Consider the following 16858-nt stretch of genomic DNA (forward strand, 5'->3'; position numbering starts at 1 on the left):
ACAAGAGGAATTTGAAAAATTTGCTAAGCAAGTCGACAAATCAAAAGTTGCAGAATAAGATACAAAATTTTTATAGGCAAATACAGTCTAACATATTAAAATGATTACAGGGAATTTTGCAATGAAGAATTTGCAGGAGAATTTTATGAAAATATAAAATTAAAAGATACAGTAAACAAGAAGGTACTACCCGGGCAGCCCGTTTCTTGTTTATGTATCTTTAAACTATTTTGATCATAAACGATGAAACCTAATTTGTCAAGCGGGAGGGAATTGTCTTGGATAATAAAATAATCTATCATGGAAGTAATATGAAAGTTGAGATACCCAAAATCATGATAAATGGCTACTACAAAGATTTTGGTTACGGTTTTTACTGCACAAATCTGAAAAAACAAGCCATACGATGGGCTATGACGAAAAAAGGTGATTCCGTTATCAATACGTATTCCTATCAGAGAAATGAGAATCTCCAGATTAAAACATTTGAAGAAATGACAGAAGAGTGGCTGCAATTTGTAGTAGACTGCAGAAGAGGAATAGAACACAATTATGATATCGTAGAAGGTCCAATGGCAGATGATCAGATTTGGAACTATGTGGAGGATTATGTAAGCGGAGAAATATCAAAAGAAGCCTTCTGGGCATTGGTGAAATTTCGGTATCCGACACACCAGATTGTATTCTGTACGGAAACAGCATTGAAAACAATTCATTATGAAGGAAGTGAGAAGGTATGACAAACAAATTTTTCCCGGATGAATTTATTGAGAAGAATGATCTCTATTTCATGTGCTACATGATCGAGCGTGTTGCAAGAAAGCTTCATCAGCACAACAATTATGTTGTAAATGCAATCGGAAAGGACGAGCTTTATCGTCTGATCAGTCTTGCTAATGTACTTCACTGTGAAAATCCAGAGGCATTAGAAGACCGATGGATCGAAGAGTATCAGCTCCAAAATGGTGAATTTGACATCACCAATGTAAATAAAGATTTAGTAGATCATATTCCAAGCGCAACTCAGATCGGAAAAGTATATCAGCGTCTGATTCTTGATACTGCTGATAAAGACGAAGACTATGTAGACGGACTCATCCGAGTTTATAATAATGAGATCTGCAGCATTATCGATAATTACGAATGCAGTGCATATTACGAACCATCTTATGTAATAGCAAGAGCCTATTTTAACGGAGGATTTTAAGAAATCAAAGGGAGGTGCGCATGGTTACGAATTTTGATTATTTGAAAAAAGAACCTAAATTTTCCGCCTTTGCCGACGTTGCCGTGTCCGCAGAAAAGATTATTTTACTCGACCCGGAGGCCAGTATTTTGAACAGCCGACGGGCGATGGAGTTTGCGGTGAAATGGATGTATTCTGTGGATAATGCGCTCGAGATGCCGTACCAGGACAACCTGCAGAGTCTGATGAACAGTGAGGATTATCGCCAGACAATCGGCCCGGATTTGTGGAAGCGGATGGACTATATTCGGCGGAGCGGAAATAATGCGGCACACAGCAGCAGAAAACTGGGACGGGATGAAGCGATGCTTTGCCTGGAAAATCTTTTTATTTATCTCGATTATATTGCATACTGCTATTCCGATCAGTATCAGCGGAGAGTCTTCGACAAAACATTGATCACAGCGCGGATAGAGAAAGCGAAAAAGTCGAAAGAAGATGCGAAAGCAGCAAAAGAAGCTCTGGAGAAAGAACTGGAGAAAGCGGCGCAGCAGGAGCTTGACCTGAAAAAACTAAGTGCAGAAAATGCTTCTCTGCGGGAAGAATTGTCCGCGCGCCGTCAGGAACAGCAGCAGACGTATGTTCCCAAACCGCTGGAACTGTCCGAGTATCAGACGCGAAAACTTTATATCGATTCCATGCTGACAGAAGCAGGCTGGGTGGAAGGCAGAGACTGGATCAATGAGGTGGAAATTCCGGGAATGCCGAATAAATCAGAGGTTGGCTTTGCTGATTATGTCCTTTATGATGATATGCACCGACCGCTCGCGGTAATTGAAGCAAAGCGCACCTGTGTAGATGTTTCCAAGGGAAGACAGCAGGCAAAATTGTATGCGGATCTGCTGGAAAAAACATACAAAAGACGTCCCGTTGTCTTTCTTACAAATGGATTTGACACGCGTATTATTGATGGCCAGTATCCGGAGCGAAAATGTTCTGTGATTTATTCGAAGAGAGATCTGGAAAAGTGGTTTAATTTGCGGTCTATGCGCACAAGTCTGAAGCATATTACCGTGGACAAAAATATTGCGGGACGCTATTACCAGGAAGCTGCCATAAAAGCAGTGTGCCGCAGCTTTGATGAAAAGAACCGCAGGAAAGCACTGCTTGTCATGGCGACCGGTTCTGGCAAGACGCGAACGGTGATTGCACTGTGCGATGTATTATTAAAGGCAGGCTGGGTAAAAAATGTTCTTTTCCTGGCAGACCGAAATTCACTTGTTATGCAGGCAAAACGAAGTTTTGTGAACCTGCTGCCGAATCTGTCCTGTACCAATTTGGTTGAAGAAAAGGATAACTACAATGCGCACTGTGTTTTCTCTACGTACCAGACAATGATCAATTGTATTGATACAGTTCATGACAGCGAGGGAAAACTGTTTACCTGCGGCCATTTTGATCTGGTGATCTGTGATGAGGCGCATCGATCAATTTACAATAAGTATCGGGATATTTTTAATTATTTCGATGCGCCGCTGGTAGGACTCACTGCAACGCCCAAAGATGAAATTGATAAAAATACGTATGAAGTCTTTGAACTGGAAAACGGCGTTCCGACGTATGGATATGATCTGGCGCAGGCGGTAAAAGACGGTTATCTTGTAGATTATGTTTCGGTGGAATCGCGATTGAAATTCATCGAACAGGGAATTGTGTATGATGAATTGTCGGAGGAAGACAAAGAAACGTATGAGGCAACATTCGAAGACGAGAACGGAAATCTGCCGGAATCAATCAGTTCATCCGCGTTAAATACCTGGATTTTTAATGAAGATACCATAAAACAGGTATTGCATATTCTGATGACGAATGGCATCAAGATTGATTATGGGCAGAAGCTTGGAAAAACAATTATTTTCGCGAAAAAGCACAAGCATGCAGAAGAAATACTCAGAGTTTTTCGAAAGGAATATCCGCAGTATCCAGATGACTATGCAAAAGTGATCGATAATAAAATTGAGTATGCGCAAAGTGCAATTGATGAATTTTCAGATGCGAAAAAAATGCCTCAAATTGCAATCTCTGTGGATATGCTGGATACCGGTATTGATGTGCCGGAGGTGCTGAACCTGGTGTTTTTCAAAAAGGTGATGAGTAAGGCGAAATTCTGGCAGATGATTGGACGTGGAACACGACTCTGCCCGGGCTTGCTGGATGGCGAGGATAAGCAGAAGTTTTATATTTTTGACTTTTGTGGAAACTTTGAGTTTTTCCGAATGAATAAAGGGAAAGCAACTGCAAATATGATTGCTTTGCAGGGAGCAATATTTAATTTGAAATTTGATATTGCCTACAAACTGCAGGATATTTCCTATCAGGTGGACAGACTGATTGCGTACCGTGATGCGCTGGTAAAACAGATGACAGAAAAGGTGCGGGAGCTGCCGAGAGATAATTTTGCGGTAAGGCAGCATCTGAAATATGTAGATTTGTACTCGGATGAAAAAAACTATAATGCTCTTACCTATGAAGATACGTTGCTTGTGCGTGAAGAAGTGGCACCGTTAATTCTTCCGGATAAAGATGAGGCAAGTGCAGTTCGTTTTGATGCATTGATGTATGGAATTGAACTGGCATATTTGATTGGAAAAAAATATACACGGGCCCGCAGTGATCTTATGAAAAGAGTAGCTGGTATTGCAAACGTTGCGAATGTTCCGGAAATTCAGGCACAGTCAGATCTGATTGGGCAAATTCTGCATACAGATTATATTGCGAATGCGGGAATCAATGAATTCGAAGAAATCCGGGAAAGATTACGGGATTTGATGAAATATATTCTAAAAACGAAATTGCTTTATAATACCAATTTTGATGATGACTTATTATCCATCGACTGGCGCGAGTCTGAACTGGAAAATGATGAGCTGAAAAATTATAAAGCAAAAGCGGAGTATTATATCCGGCAGCATCAGGACACGATTGCAATTGCGAAACTGAGAACAAATCAGCCGCTGACAGAAATGGATGTTGCCAGCCTGGAAAAAATTCTCTGGAATGAGATTGGTACGAAGCAGGATTACGAGCAGGAATTTGGAACGAAACCTTTGGGAGAATTTGTCCGGGAAATTGTCGGACTCGATATGAATGCAGCCAAAGAAGCGTTTTCAGAGTATCTGACGAATGCCGATCTTGACAGCAGACAAATTTATTTTGTGAATCAGATTATCGAATATATTGTTCATAATGGAATGATGAAAGACCTTTCCGTGCTTCAGGAAGCTCCGTTTACAGATCGGGGAAGTGTTGCGGAAGTCTTTACAGATCTGGCAGTCTGGATGGGCATTCGGAAAGTAATCAATCAGATTAACGAAAATGCGGTAGCGTAAATTCTAAAAAAAACATAAACACCGGCAAATTTCTTGACATGGAAATTTGTCGGTGTTATTATTTAACGCGCGTAAATAAATAACGCTGTTAAGCATTTGCAGCAAAAGGAGGGGGAAACATGAAGGATGCATTTGAAAAACTGTTTCGTGCGGTGCACCAGTTTAAAAAACTGAACGTATCAGACCTGATTCCGGGACTCAGCAGTTCCGAATTTTCCGTTATGGGTGCGATTTTGCAAATGGGAGAAAACGGAAAAATTACAAGCTCAGAGCTGGCGGCGAAGACCAAAACACTTCCGCCGGCTGTGTCGCGCACACTGCGCGGGCTGGAGGAAAAAGGATATGTAGAGCGGAGCGTTGACAAAAAAGACCGCAGAAATACGTATATCAGTCTGACAGAGAAGGGCTGGAAAAAGGGGGAAGAGGTACGGGACAGAATGCAGGACTTTGGCTGCTCTGTGATGTCACAGTTGAAGGAAGAGGATATAGATCAGCTGGTTGCTTATCTGGATCGTATCTATGAGATCGCAGAAAAAGAAATTGACACCCGAAAACGACAGAATTAGTGTGCCGGCAAGCTGGTACACAAAAAAAGACAGAAAGGGGAAAAAATGAGTAAGATTTTCAAGAACATGATCCCGTACTGGAAATCGATTCTCGTGATTCTTATGCTTTTGTTTGTCCAGGCGTGGTGCGACCTGTCGCTCCCGTCGTATACATCCGACATCATCGATGTGGGCATTCAGAACAGCGGCGTCGAGCACGTTACGCCGAAACGGATCACCGAGGAAGAATTTCAGACGGCCGAGTTTATCATGACGGATGATGAGGTGGATTTATGGGAAAGCCTCTATACGAAAAAGGACGGCTATTATGAACGGAACAAAGCTTCTGAAAAAGAACTTGATGAAACAGACGATACACTGACCGTTGCACTGCTGATGAATTACCAGATGGGTGCGATGGAGGAGGATACCTTTAAACAACTCATGGCACAGCAGACCGGTCAGGATGCGTCGGTGTTTGAAAACATGACGATTGAGCAGATCGGCGAGATGATGCATGTGGAGCTGAAGAGCTTCCAGCAGGAAAAAGAGGATGACGATGGAAACAAAGTCGAAGTCACCTGTGTGGATGTCCGTCCAATCTTTGCAGCGATGCTCGAGAGCGGACAGATGGATAAAGACACCGTGCTCTCGATGCGCGACAGCATGGAAAAAACGCTTGATACGATGGGAAGCTCCCTGGTAAAATCGATGGGCATTGCGTATGCAGTTTCCGCAGACAAAGCGGTGGGCCTCGATGTAGACCAGATTCAGAAAACGTACCTTCTGACCGCAGGCCTCAAGATGGTCGGCATGGCACTCCTGATGGGTGTGGTAACTGTTCTCGTCGGACTGTTTGCCTCCCGCGTCGGCGCCGGAATCGGCCGCGATCTGCGCGAAAAAGTATTCAAACGGGTTGTCGGATTCTCCAATGCGGAGATGGATCAGTTCTCCACCGCATCGCTGATTACCCGAAGCACGAACGATATCCAGCAGATCCAGATGGTCTCCGTCATGGTGCTGCGAATGGTTGCCTACGCTCCGATCCTTGGCATCGGCGGTGTGCTGAAAGTCATGAAAACGGGAGCCGGTATGGAATGGATCATTGTTCTTGCGATCATCGTCATTCTCGGATACGTGATGCTGCTTGTCTCCCTTGCGATGCCGAAATTCAAGCTGATGCAGAAACTGGTCGACAACATCAACCTCGTATCGCGTGAAATCCTGACCGGACTCTCTGTCATCCGTGCGTTCGGAAGAGAGGACAAAGAGGAAGAGCGCTTCGACGGTGCGAATAAGGAACTGACCAAAACAACCCTGTTCACCAACCGCGTCATGACCTTTATGATGCCTGGTATGATGATGATTATGAACGTGCTGACCGTCGGAATCGTATGGTTCGGTGCACATAAAATCGATGCCGGCACGATGCAGGTCGGTGCAATGACTGCATTTATTACCTACGCCATGATGATCGTCATGTCTTTCCTGATGCTGACAATGATGTCAATCATGCTGCCGCGTGCCGCTGTTGCCGCCGGCCGTATCGATGAAGTCATTCAGACAGAATCCTCCATTCAGGATGTCAAAAATCCGGAGCAGCTGGAGGTTCATAACGGAGTTGTCCGCTTCGATCACGTCAACTTCCGTTATCCGGGCGCCGAGGAGGATGTGCTGCATGACATCGACTTTGTTGCCGAGCCTGGCAAGACGACGGCGATCATCGGAAGCACCGGCTGCGGTAAATCGACGCTGGTCAACCTGATCCCACGTCTCTATGATGTGACGGGCGGAAAGATTACGCTCGACGGAAAAGATATTCGAAACATTACGATGAAGGATCTGCGCGATGAGATCGGTTTCGTGCCGCAGAAAGGTGTGCTGTTCTCGGGAACGATCGCATCCAACCTGCGCTTCGGAAAAGACGATGCGACGGATGCGGAGATCGAAAAGGCAGCCGCAATTGCGCAGGCAACCGAGTTTATCGAGGCAAAAGATGACAAATACGAAACCGCGATTGCACAGGGCGGAACGAACGTATCCGGCGGACAGAAACAGCGTCTGGCGATTGCGCGTGCGATTGCAAAAGACCCGAAAATCTTTATTTTCGACGACAGTTTTTCTGCACTTGACCTGAAAACGGATGCGGCGCTTCGAAAAGCACTGGCGGAGAATGTCAAAGACAGCACCGTGATCATCGTGGCACAGCGGATCAGCACGATTCTCCATGCGGAGCAGATTCTGGTGCTCGATGACGGAAAGGTAGTCGGAAAAGGTACGCATGAGGAACTGCTGAGAAGCTGCGAGGTTTACCAGGAGATTGCGAAATCCCAGCTGTCAGAGAAAGAGCTTGGACTGAAGGAAAGTGAGGTGGCTGACCATGAGTAATAAAATGAACCAGCAGCCGCGCAAAAGAGGACCGATGGGACGGATGGGCCGCGGCATGCAGCCGGGCGAGAAGCCGAAAGATCTGAAAAAATCGATCAAACAGCTCGCTCAGTACATCGGAAAATATAAAATTGCGATTTTTATTGTTATGATCTGTGCCGCATGCTCAACGGTGTTCAATGTTGCCGGACCAAAGATTCTCGGAAAAGCTACGACCGCACTGTCCGAGGGACTGATGGAAAAGATCCGGGGCACAGGAAGCATTGATTTTGCAAGAATCGGAACGATTCTGCTGTTTGTACTTGGCCTGTATCTGATGAGCGCCCTGTTCAGCTTCATCCAGGGATGGATCATGACGGGCGTGACGCAGAAGGTGTGCTATCAGCTTCGAAAAGAGATTTCGGAGAAGATCAACCGTATGCCGATGAAATATTTTGAGAGCCGCACGTACGGTGAAGTGCTCTCACGCATCACAAATGATGTCGATACGCTTGGCCAGGGACTGAACCAGAGTATCACGACGATCATCACCTCGTTGGCAACGCTCATCGGTGTTCTGATCATGATGCTGAGTATCTCCCCATTGATGACGCTGATCGCGCTTGTGATCCTGCCGATTTCAATGGGACTCATCGGACTCGTGACAAAGAAATCACAGAAATTCTTCCGTGCCCAGCAGGAATATTTAGGCCACATCAACGGTCAGGTTGAGGAGGTTTACGGCGGCCATCTCGTCATCAAGGCATTTAACCGCGAGAAGGATACGATCGAAGAGTTTGAAAAAACCAACAATATTCTTTACGATTCCGCATGGAAATCCCAGTTTTTATCCGGTATGATGCAGCCGATTATGATGTTTGTCGGAAATTTAGGCTACGCCTGCGTGGCATTGACCGGCGGACTTCTGGCGATCAAAAACGTGATCACGATCGGTGATATCCAGGCATTTATCCAGTATGTGAAAAACTTTACCCAGCCGATTCAGCAGATTGCGCAGGTTATCAACATGGTACAGTCGATGTCGGCGGCATCCGAGCGTGTCTTTGAATTCCTGAACGAGGAAGAGGAAGACCAGATTGTCGAGAATCCGGCAGCAATCGAGACTGTGACAGGAGAAGTCACCTTCGACCACGTACATTTCGGCTACAACCCGGAGCAGATCATCATCAACGATTTCAGCGCCAAAGTAAAACCGGGCCAGAAAACCGCGATCGTCGGCCCGACCGGAGCCGGAAAGACGACGATGGTCAAACTGCTGATGCGCTTCTACGATGTCAACAGCGGAGCCATTCTGCTGAACGACCACAACATCAAAGACTTCAACCGCAGAGAGCTGCGCGATGCCTTCGGTATGGTCCTGCAGGATACGTGGCTGTTCAAGGGAACCATCATGGAAAACATCCGCTACGGCCGGCTCGATGCGACAGATGAAGAAGTCATCGCAGCAGCAAAAGCCGCAAGGGCCCACCACTTCATCCAGACCCTGCCGGGCGGCTATCAGATGGAACTGAATGAAGATGCCAGCAATGTGTCGCAGGGACAGAAACAGCTGCTGACGATTGCACGCGCAATCCTTGCTGACAACAAGATTCTGATCCTCGACGAGGCAACCTCATCCGTCGACACCAGAACCGAAATCGAGATCCAGAAGGCCATGGATAACCTGATGAAGGGCAGAACAAGCTTCGTCATCGCCCACCGGCTGTCCACGATTCGTGATGCGGATCTGATTCTCGTCATGAAAGACGGAGATATCATCGAGCAGGGAAATCACGAAGAACTGCTCGCGGCAAACGGGTTCTATGCAAATCTTTACAATTCGCAGTTTGAGGATGTGGTGGCGTAACAGCCTTTGCGGGCGATATAAATTTATTGTAACAACACCTGAGTTGGCAAAACGGTTCAGGTGTTGTTTTTTTTCTCGAGGGAAAATCTCGTTACATTTTCCCGTCAGGCAAAAAAGCTCTCAGAGCAGAATGATCTGATGTTTGTCCCAGATCATGCATGTTATCACAGGTTACTTGAGAGAAAAGAAAAAATTTGGTATGCTGTTGAGAAGTAGAATCTTCGATAAGAAGCACGGGGGAAAATAATGAATTTAATTTTATGCGATGATGATAAAGTGTTTTTAAATAAACTGGAAATCAGAATTCGAGGTTTATGTCAGAAATATAAGATTGCAGTGGAAATGGAGTGCTACGTATCTGCGAAGGAGATGCTGGAAGGAATCAAAAATCTTGATGAGATTTCTGTTTTTTTTATTGATATTGATATGCCGGAAGTGAATGGATTTGAGGCTGCATCGTATCTGAAAAAGTGGAACAGGGAATGTTGCATTGTGTTTGTATCGAATAAGGATGATCTGGTGTTTCAGTCATTGGTGTATCATCCATTCTTTTTTATCCGCAAGGCACATCTGGATGAGGAACTGGAGCCGCAGTTGCTGGAACTGCAGAAAAAGGCAGGAAAGAAAGTTCCCCAAATAGAACTGCAGACAGGGCGTCAGAGTGTAAAACTTGCATTGCGTGATATCTGGTTTGTGGAGAGCGAGAAGAACTATCTGCTTTTTTATCGGGAAAAAGATACGAGGGATGAGGCGATTCGCGTAAGGATGAAAATGTCAGAAGCGGAGAAAAAACTAGAAGCGCATAAATTTGTAAGGACCCATAAAGGATATTTGGTTAACATGAACTATGTATATCGGTTGCGCGAAAAAGAACTTCTGCTATTGAACGGGAAAAGCATTCCTGTCAGCAGAAATTATCTGAATCAGGTTCGAATGAAAATTATGGGAGTGGTGATGGAATGAGTGCAGCATTTTGGAAGGTCTTTGAACTTGCAATTTCTGTTTGGGAAAACATACTTTTGTTGGAATTCTGCATGGATTTTATGCAGCAGAAACCCAGAGGGAAAAAAGGTAAAGTTTTGTGGGGAATTGCAGTGCTATTTGGGCTAATCTTTCCTGCGTTGGAAAAGTATCCTGCGTTATATGACAGGTGGGAAATGTGGATCACATTGATTTGGCTTTTTGTCTATTTGATGGTGGGTACACGGGGAAGTGTTCTGAGAAAGGTTACTGCAGCGGTAGTTGCGAGAGCAGTATTGATGATGGTAAACACAGCGATCCTTTTCGGCGGCAGTTTTATCCTTCAAGAAAGTGTTGCATCGTTTATTCAAGATCAGGATACAGTAAGAATTGCGCTCGTGCTATTATCAAAAATTTCTTATTTTTTTGTTGGTAAATTACTAAATAGTCTTTTGTTTGAACGAGAGAATCTGATAAGCTGGCAATGGATTGTCATGGGATGCAACCTTGTTTTCTCAATTATTGCGGGAGATACTATGATTTTGGTAGTAAGAGATCTGCCAAGTGTGCAGATGCAGGAACAGAAATGGATTTTGCTGTGCGTATGCTGTATCTGGCTGATGTGCCTGATTATGTACTTTATAGTACAGCAAATGAGCAAGGATAATCAAACAAAGCTAGAATATGAACTGATGAAAGAAAAAGAGAAATATTCAAAGGAAAGTATGGAAATTATTAAGAGAAGTAATGAAGAATTACGAGAATTTAAACATGATTTGAAAAATTATCTTTTACCTCTGCAAGAGGCAATGGAGACCATGCCGCAGTCGGAAATGGTAAAGGTATGGGAAAAAATTAATCAGAAAATTGAAGATGTGCAGACACTAATTCAGACAGGAAACAGTTATGTGGATTCTATGATTAATACAAAAATTACTCTTGCGAGAAGTGAAAAAGTAGATGTGAAGTGTACGATTCTGAGCAAAATGGAAGGAATTGATGATTTGGAATTTTGCTCTGTGTTTGGAAATCTCATGGATAATGCGATTGAAGCAGAGCGGAAAGTTACAGAGAAGAAAGAAATTATAATTTTTGTAGAGGAAAAAATGGGATATCTTCGGTTGGAGATTCAAAACAAAATAGAAAAATCTGTTTTAAATGAAAATTCAAGTTTGAATACGACGAAGAAAGATACAAGCAGCCACGGGATTGGGCACAAAAGTGTAAAACGGACGATGCAAAAGGTAGGTGGCGCGTTAAAGTATTATGAGACAGGAGATTTGTTTTGCGCAGAGGCAGTATTTCCGATAAAATAAGATAAAACGTAATAAAAAAGACTTTATTTGTATGAAGGAAGCAAAAAGAATGCGGATTTCAAAGAACAAAGTTTTATTTTTTGCTATCTGTACTGATTATCCCAGATAGAGCATGATATCCCAGATCCGTTGACGATGGAGAAAAATTTCGCTATGCTTCGAGTAACAGAAGAGAAAGAACGAAATTTTGAAAAGAGGGGATATATGGGAAAGAAAGTATTGGGAATTATGGTAATATTACTGTTCTTTACAGGTTGTCAGAATATGGGAAATGAGTCAGAAAATTTGCAGCAGGTAGAAAAACAGGAAAATGGAGAAGAATGGAATAGTTCTATCAGCAATGATGAAACGGAAACAAATGTGACACCTGAAAATGATCAGGAATTAAGCAATGGTGAGCACATCCGTTTTCAGCTTGGCAGTCAGGCCAAAATTGATGCGATTGTTGACATGCCTGACAAAAAATGGAATGAGTTTGAAAAATGTGTGATAGAAGTGGATGGATTTCAAGGAGAAAGTGTGTTCAATAAAATACTTGGGAAAATTCCGGAAAGTGGATTGGAAACAAGAAAAGGAGACACAGGAGAGCCGGACGTTTGTTATTCGTATGAGGGAATACTTGGCGAACAATTAAAAAATCAAAATGGAACGGTGTCTGTCAGCAATATATTAGGAGTGGAAACGGAAGAAGGAAAAAAAGTTTATTATAATTTGCCTGTTGAATATATTACATCAGCCTATGGTGAAGGGATTTTGGTCAGAGACAATGAGCAGGAAATTTCATTGGAAGACGAAGAAAAGCTGATAGAGGAAGGAAAAGAGTTTGTTAGATGGATTGGAGACTGGGAAAAAGTTGAATTGACCAGTAAATACAGTTTTTCGTATGAACAGATGGAAAAACAGCAGGAATTAATGGAACAGGCAATCGAGAATGGAGAATTGCTAAAGCCTCAGAAGATTCAGAAATATGAGTGGTCAAAAGCAGATGATTGTTTCCTGTTGTTTTTTCAGGGTTATCTGAATGGGGTTCCTGTATTATGCAATGAAATTAACCGGCAGGATGATCTTTATATTCCGTCATCTAAAATACAGGCTGTTATAACGGAGGGCGGAATTCAATATCTTCAAGCAGTTAATCACTATGCTATTCGGGAAAAGGAACCGGTATCTCTTGCGGAAAAAGATATTATTTTGGAAACGCTGAGAAATAAGTATGATTTGGCAATTGCAGAGCCGATTACGCTGAATCAGATGAAACTGATTTATTACCCGATGACAACGGGAAGAAATGAAACAGGGCATTGGATGTGTGATATGATTCCTGCGTGGCAGTTTCGATTTATAGAAGATGAGATCGAACAGTATGTTTACATCAATGCACTGGATGGACGGGAAATTGCAGGGTGAGTTTGTCTGAGATTTACGAGTTACTCAAAGAATAAATTGTTTTGCGGAAGATGTGACTCCGGGCTAAGCGGGTCACATCTTTTTAAAAGACGAAGAGGATAAGAGATTGTTGCGGAAGGACAAGAAGGTGATCTTTCATGAATTTTTTTCGAATGATAAAAATGGATTTTAAAAGAATGTTTTTATCAGGAAAATTTTATTTTGCCATCGCAGGTGCGATGCTGGTTACCGTGTTAAACATCAGTCAGGAAGCAATGCAGAGCCGGTGGAATGCATCGGTATATTACCTGGTTGTCAGCAGTCATGGTGTGGGGGCATTTTTTGAAGTGTTTTCTGTGCTGGCTGTGCTGCCGTTTGCGCTGAGCTATTGGGAAGACAGCAGAAATGGCTATCTTAGATGCATTGAGACACGCATAGGGAGAACAGCATATTGCTGGTCGCATCTGGTGGTTGCCTTTTTCGGTTCTGTGATCAGTATTTTTCTGGGAATGGCAGTTGTTTATGGCGTTTTGGCATTAAAAATACCGTGGATAAAAAAAGAAGAGCTTGAAACATTAACAGGCAGTTTAAGCTATGGAAATGGACTCGTTCTGCCGTTTTACCTTGCCGCAAGATTTGGAGTTGAGGCTGTCAAGTATGCATTTATGGCAGTTTTTGCGCTTATGATATCGGGAAAAATAAAAAATCTGTTTGTGCTGGTCAGCACACCGGCTCTTTTTTATTATGCAAGCCAGCTTGTAGCAGAAGCGCTGCAGCTGCCGGGCCAGATGAGATGGTACCAGCTCCATGGGGGAAGTATCCGGAATTTTAAGGATTTTTTTGTGATAGCTGGTTATTTCCTTATTCTGACAGGAATGGAAGGTGTAATTTTCGTGCGAGTGGTAAAGAGGAGGGCGCAGAATGGATAGAATACGGATGAGCCTTCGGGTATGTCAGATACGTTTGCGGAAAACATTCACAACACCACGGTTTTATGTTGCGCTGTTGTGGATTGCGATCCTTTTTCATGTAATGACGGTGGGTATTCGAGGCTTCTGCGAGCAGACCGGAGTTGATGTGACTTTTTGGATGCTGCCGTTTATGACCAGATATAATGGAGACCAGATTATCATTGTTCTTGGGGCTCTGCTGCTTTTCTGTGATGCTCCGTTTCTGGAACCGAACAGCGGGTGGCAGATTTTGCGGGCCGGGCGGAAAAGCTGGTTTTGGGGAAACATGCTGTACATTGTGGTTGTTTCCTTTTTTTACACCATATGCTTAAGTATGATTCCGGTACTGCTTGTGTTTCCGAATGTAGGGTGGGAAACCGGATGGGGGAAGGTGATCAGTACGCTGGCTCAGACGAATGCGGCATATACCTTTGACCAGGAACCGTTGGATTATCTGATCCTTTCGAGATTTTCGCCGCAGGAGGCAATGGGACTCACAATGCTTGCGATCTGGTGCCTGTCGGTTATGACAGGCGTTGTGAGTTATGCCGGAAATTTTCTGGTACACAGGGGATTTGGAATCGTCATCAACTGCGGCATCTCACTCACTGCGCTTCTGCTCAGCAAATTTTCCAGCATCACAATCGGCTATTACTGCGCGCCGCCGCTTTGGATGAATATTGCGAGCTACAAGTGGCAGGGATATGGAAACGGGCCGTCGATGGCATATGTTTACAGTGTCTTTGCGATTGTCATCGGCGCATGCACGATCCTTTCGTATCTCGGGATCCGGAAAAAGGATCTGAACTTTGTGGAGGAAATCTGAAAGAATGGAAGAAAAGATAAGAATAGAAAACGTGACAAAAAAGTTTGGCAGCTACGCGGCGTTGGACGGGATCAGCCTGAGCTTCGAAAAAGGAAAAATTCACGGAATGATCGGAAGAAACGGAAGTGGGAAGACGGTACTGTTCAAATGCATCTGCGGATTTCTCCGGGTGGACGATGGCGCGGTTTTTGTGGATGGAAAACAGATTGGGAAAGAGATCGAAGCGCCGGAGAGTATTGGCGCCATCATCGAGACACCGGGCTTTCTTCCGGGCTACAGTGCCAGACAGAATCTGCAGTTTCTCGCCGGCATCCGCAGGAAGATCGGAAAAAAGGAGATCGATGCGGCCATCCGAAAAGTCGGACTGGATCCGGAAGCGAAAAAGCATGTCGGCAAGTATTCGCTCGGCATGCGCCAGCGTCTCGGTATTGCACAGGCGATTATGGAGGAACCTTCCCTTCTGATTCTGGATGAACCGATGAACGGTCTCGACAACCAGGGCGTGCAGGAGATGCGGCAGCTGTTTTTGAAACTGAAAGACGAAGGAAAAACCATTCTTCTGGCCAGCCACAACCGGGAAGACATCGCAGCACTGTGCGATACGACGGTGGAGATTGACAGAGGAAAGATTGTAGGCTGACGGAAAAAAGTTGCTCGTTTTTGGTGAATCTCATTGTCTTCCGGTGAAGCAGAGAATATAATAAAAACACAGAGAAGATCGAATCTTACGCTATTTGGTGTAGGATGGAGACAGGGAAAACAAAAAAAGATTACGAAAACGAGGACATGAACAATGGCAGACAGACACACAACAGAAAAATTGCTGGAGGGCGAACGCCTTTCCGGAAAGGTGACACTCTTTGCAAAAGTAACGATTTTACCGGGTGATGAGCTTCCGTATCATGAGCATCATGGGGAGACAGAAGCGTATCACATCCTGTCCGGTGCGGGTATGTATCAGGATAACGACAAAACCTACCCGGTGCAGGCGGGCATGACGACGTTCTGCGAGGACGGCAGCGGCCATGCGGTTTCCTGCGCAGGGGAAGAACCGCTCGTGTTTCTGGCGATGATTCAGAAAAAAGTAGAATAAGCAGGTACGGATATGAGCAGAAAGAAAAAGCCCAGAATGGAATACCGCTATTACGAAGTGCCGGAAAAATGCCCGGTGCTGGTGCTGCAGGGAGAAAAATGGTTGCAGAATTATGGGTACCAGATTGATTATCTGCATTTTCATAACCTGATGGAGATCGGTTTCTGCTATTACGGTGAGGGAACGATTGTTTTGGAAGATGAGGAACTGCCGTATCATGGCGGTATGTTTACGGTGGTGCCGAAAAACTTTCCGCATACAACAAACTCAAAAGAAAACAGTGTATGTTCCTGGGCATGGGTGTTTGTGGATGTGGAAGGATTTATTACAGAGCTGTATAAGGGCAATATGCGCATGGCACAAAAGCTGATTGCGCGTATTAACCAGAAGGCCCATTTTGTGAAAAATGAGGAAAGGCCGGAGGTCGCGGAGATGATCAAACTGATCATTAAATGCATGGGTGAAAAACGGGAATTTTATCTCGAGGAAGTGAAAGGACTGACCAGAGCGCTTCTGATGCAGATTGCCAGATGGAATGAAAGGGACGAGGAGCAGGAAAAGAATTCTATTGTAGATGATGCCAGTATCGCTCTGATTCTGCCTGCGCTGGATTATATTGGAGAAAATTATAAAGAGATTCTTCGAATTGAGGAGCTGGCAGAGGTATGTCATATCAGCGAAACACATCTGCGCCGTATTTTTCAGGAATCCATGCGGATGACGCCGGTTGAGTACATTAACTGGGTCTGGATCCGGGCGGCATGTAAGGAACTGCGGAAAACAAATATTTCTGTAAATGAGATTGCAATGCGAAGCGGATTCACAACAATTTCTACATTTAACCGTAATTTCCGCCGGATTCTTGGTGTATCTCCACAGCAGTGGCGAAGTGCACCGGAACATTATGAACGAAAATTGTTGAATTTTGATATAAAAACACAGGAAGGATGGTGATGTCCGTCAAAATGCCTAT

Annotated in this window: 14 protein-coding genes; all 14 read left to right on the top strand. The window is 44.2% G+C overall.

The annotated features are described in order from the left end of the window. The first annotated feature begins 278 nt into the window (after positions 1–278). Positions 279–740, top strand: a complete 462-nt coding sequence (locus tag DWX00_RS16475) for a DUF3990 domain-containing protein (protein WP_118595783.1) — start codon at positions 279–281, stop codon at positions 738–740. Beyond that, positions 737–1207: a hypothetical protein gene (locus DWX00_RS16480; RefSeq protein ID WP_118595784.1), complete on the top strand. Its 471-nt coding sequence runs from the start codon at positions 737–739 to the stop codon at positions 1205–1207. Before DWX00_RS16475 ends, DWX00_RS16480 begins: the two co-directional genes overlap by 4 nt. A gap of 20 nt (positions 1208–1227) precedes the next feature. Further along, the gene (locus DWX00_RS16485) at positions 1228–4575 is read left to right on the top strand and encodes a DEAD/DEAH box helicase family protein (RefSeq protein ID WP_118595785.1); all 3348 of its coding nucleotides are present in this window, start codon (positions 1228–1230) and stop codon (positions 4573–4575) included. A gap of 119 nt (positions 4576–4694) precedes the next feature. Next, entirely contained in the window at positions 4695–5141 is a 447-nt protein-coding gene (locus DWX00_RS16490) for a MarR family winged helix-turn-helix transcriptional regulator (protein ID WP_022461451.1), read from the top strand. A gap of 45 nt (positions 5142–5186) precedes the next feature. Further along, positions 5187–7508: an ABC transporter ATP-binding protein gene (locus DWX00_RS16495; protein WP_118595786.1), complete on the top strand. Its 2322-nt coding sequence runs from the start codon at positions 5187–5189 to the stop codon at positions 7506–7508. Then, the gene (locus DWX00_RS16500; RefSeq protein WP_118595787.1) at positions 7501–9354 is read left to right on the top strand and encodes an ABC transporter ATP-binding protein; all 1854 of its coding nucleotides are present in this window, start codon (positions 7501–7503) and stop codon (positions 9352–9354) included. Before DWX00_RS16495 ends, DWX00_RS16500 begins: the two co-directional genes overlap by 8 nt. Before the next feature lie 246 nt (positions 9355–9600). Continuing rightward, positions 9601–10317: a LytR/AlgR family response regulator transcription factor gene (locus tag DWX00_RS16505; protein WP_118595788.1), complete on the top strand. Its 717-nt coding sequence runs from the start codon at positions 9601–9603 to the stop codon at positions 10315–10317. Beyond that, positions 10314–11630, top strand: coding sequence for an ATP-binding protein (locus DWX00_RS16510; protein ID WP_118595789.1), 1317 nt, complete (start codon positions 10314–10316; stop codon positions 11628–11630). The genes DWX00_RS16505 and DWX00_RS16510 overlap by 4 nt, the downstream gene beginning before the upstream one ends. 204 nt (positions 11631–11834) lie before the next feature. Then, entirely contained in the window at positions 11835–13037 is a 1203-nt protein-coding gene (locus tag DWX00_RS16515; protein WP_147398276.1) for a hypothetical protein, read from the top strand. Positions 13038–13174: 137 nt separating this feature from the next. Then, a complete protein-coding gene (locus tag DWX00_RS16520) occupies positions 13175–13945 on the top strand; it encodes a hypothetical protein (RefSeq protein ID WP_022461299.1) in 771 nt (256 codons plus the stop codon). After that, positions 13938–14792 (top strand): hypothetical protein, encoded by an 855-nt coding sequence (locus DWX00_RS16525; protein WP_118595791.1) that lies wholly within the window; start codon positions 13938–13940, stop codon positions 14790–14792. The genes DWX00_RS16520 and DWX00_RS16525 overlap by 8 nt, the downstream gene beginning before the upstream one ends. 4 nt (positions 14793–14796) lie before the next feature. Continuing rightward, on the top strand, positions 14797–15432 hold the full coding sequence (locus DWX00_RS16530; protein WP_022461297.1) for an ABC transporter ATP-binding protein: 636 nt from the start codon (positions 14797–14799) through the stop codon (positions 15430–15432). Between the two features lie 153 nt (positions 15433–15585). Beyond that, on the top strand, positions 15586–15885 hold the full coding sequence (locus tag DWX00_RS16535) for a cupin domain-containing protein (RefSeq protein ID WP_022461296.1): 300 nt from the start codon (positions 15586–15588) through the stop codon (positions 15883–15885). 12 nt (positions 15886–15897) lie between these two features. Continuing rightward, positions 15898–16839: an AraC family transcriptional regulator gene (locus DWX00_RS16540; protein WP_118595792.1), complete on the top strand. Its 942-nt coding sequence runs from the start codon at positions 15898–15900 to the stop codon at positions 16837–16839. Positions 16840–16858 lie beyond the last annotated feature (19 nt).

This window comes from Blautia sp. AF17-9LB (assembly GCF_003479185.1).
In the GTDB taxonomy this organism is placed as follows: Bacteria; Bacillota; Clostridia; order Lachnospirales; family Lachnospiraceae; genus Fusicatenibacter; species Fusicatenibacter saccharivorans.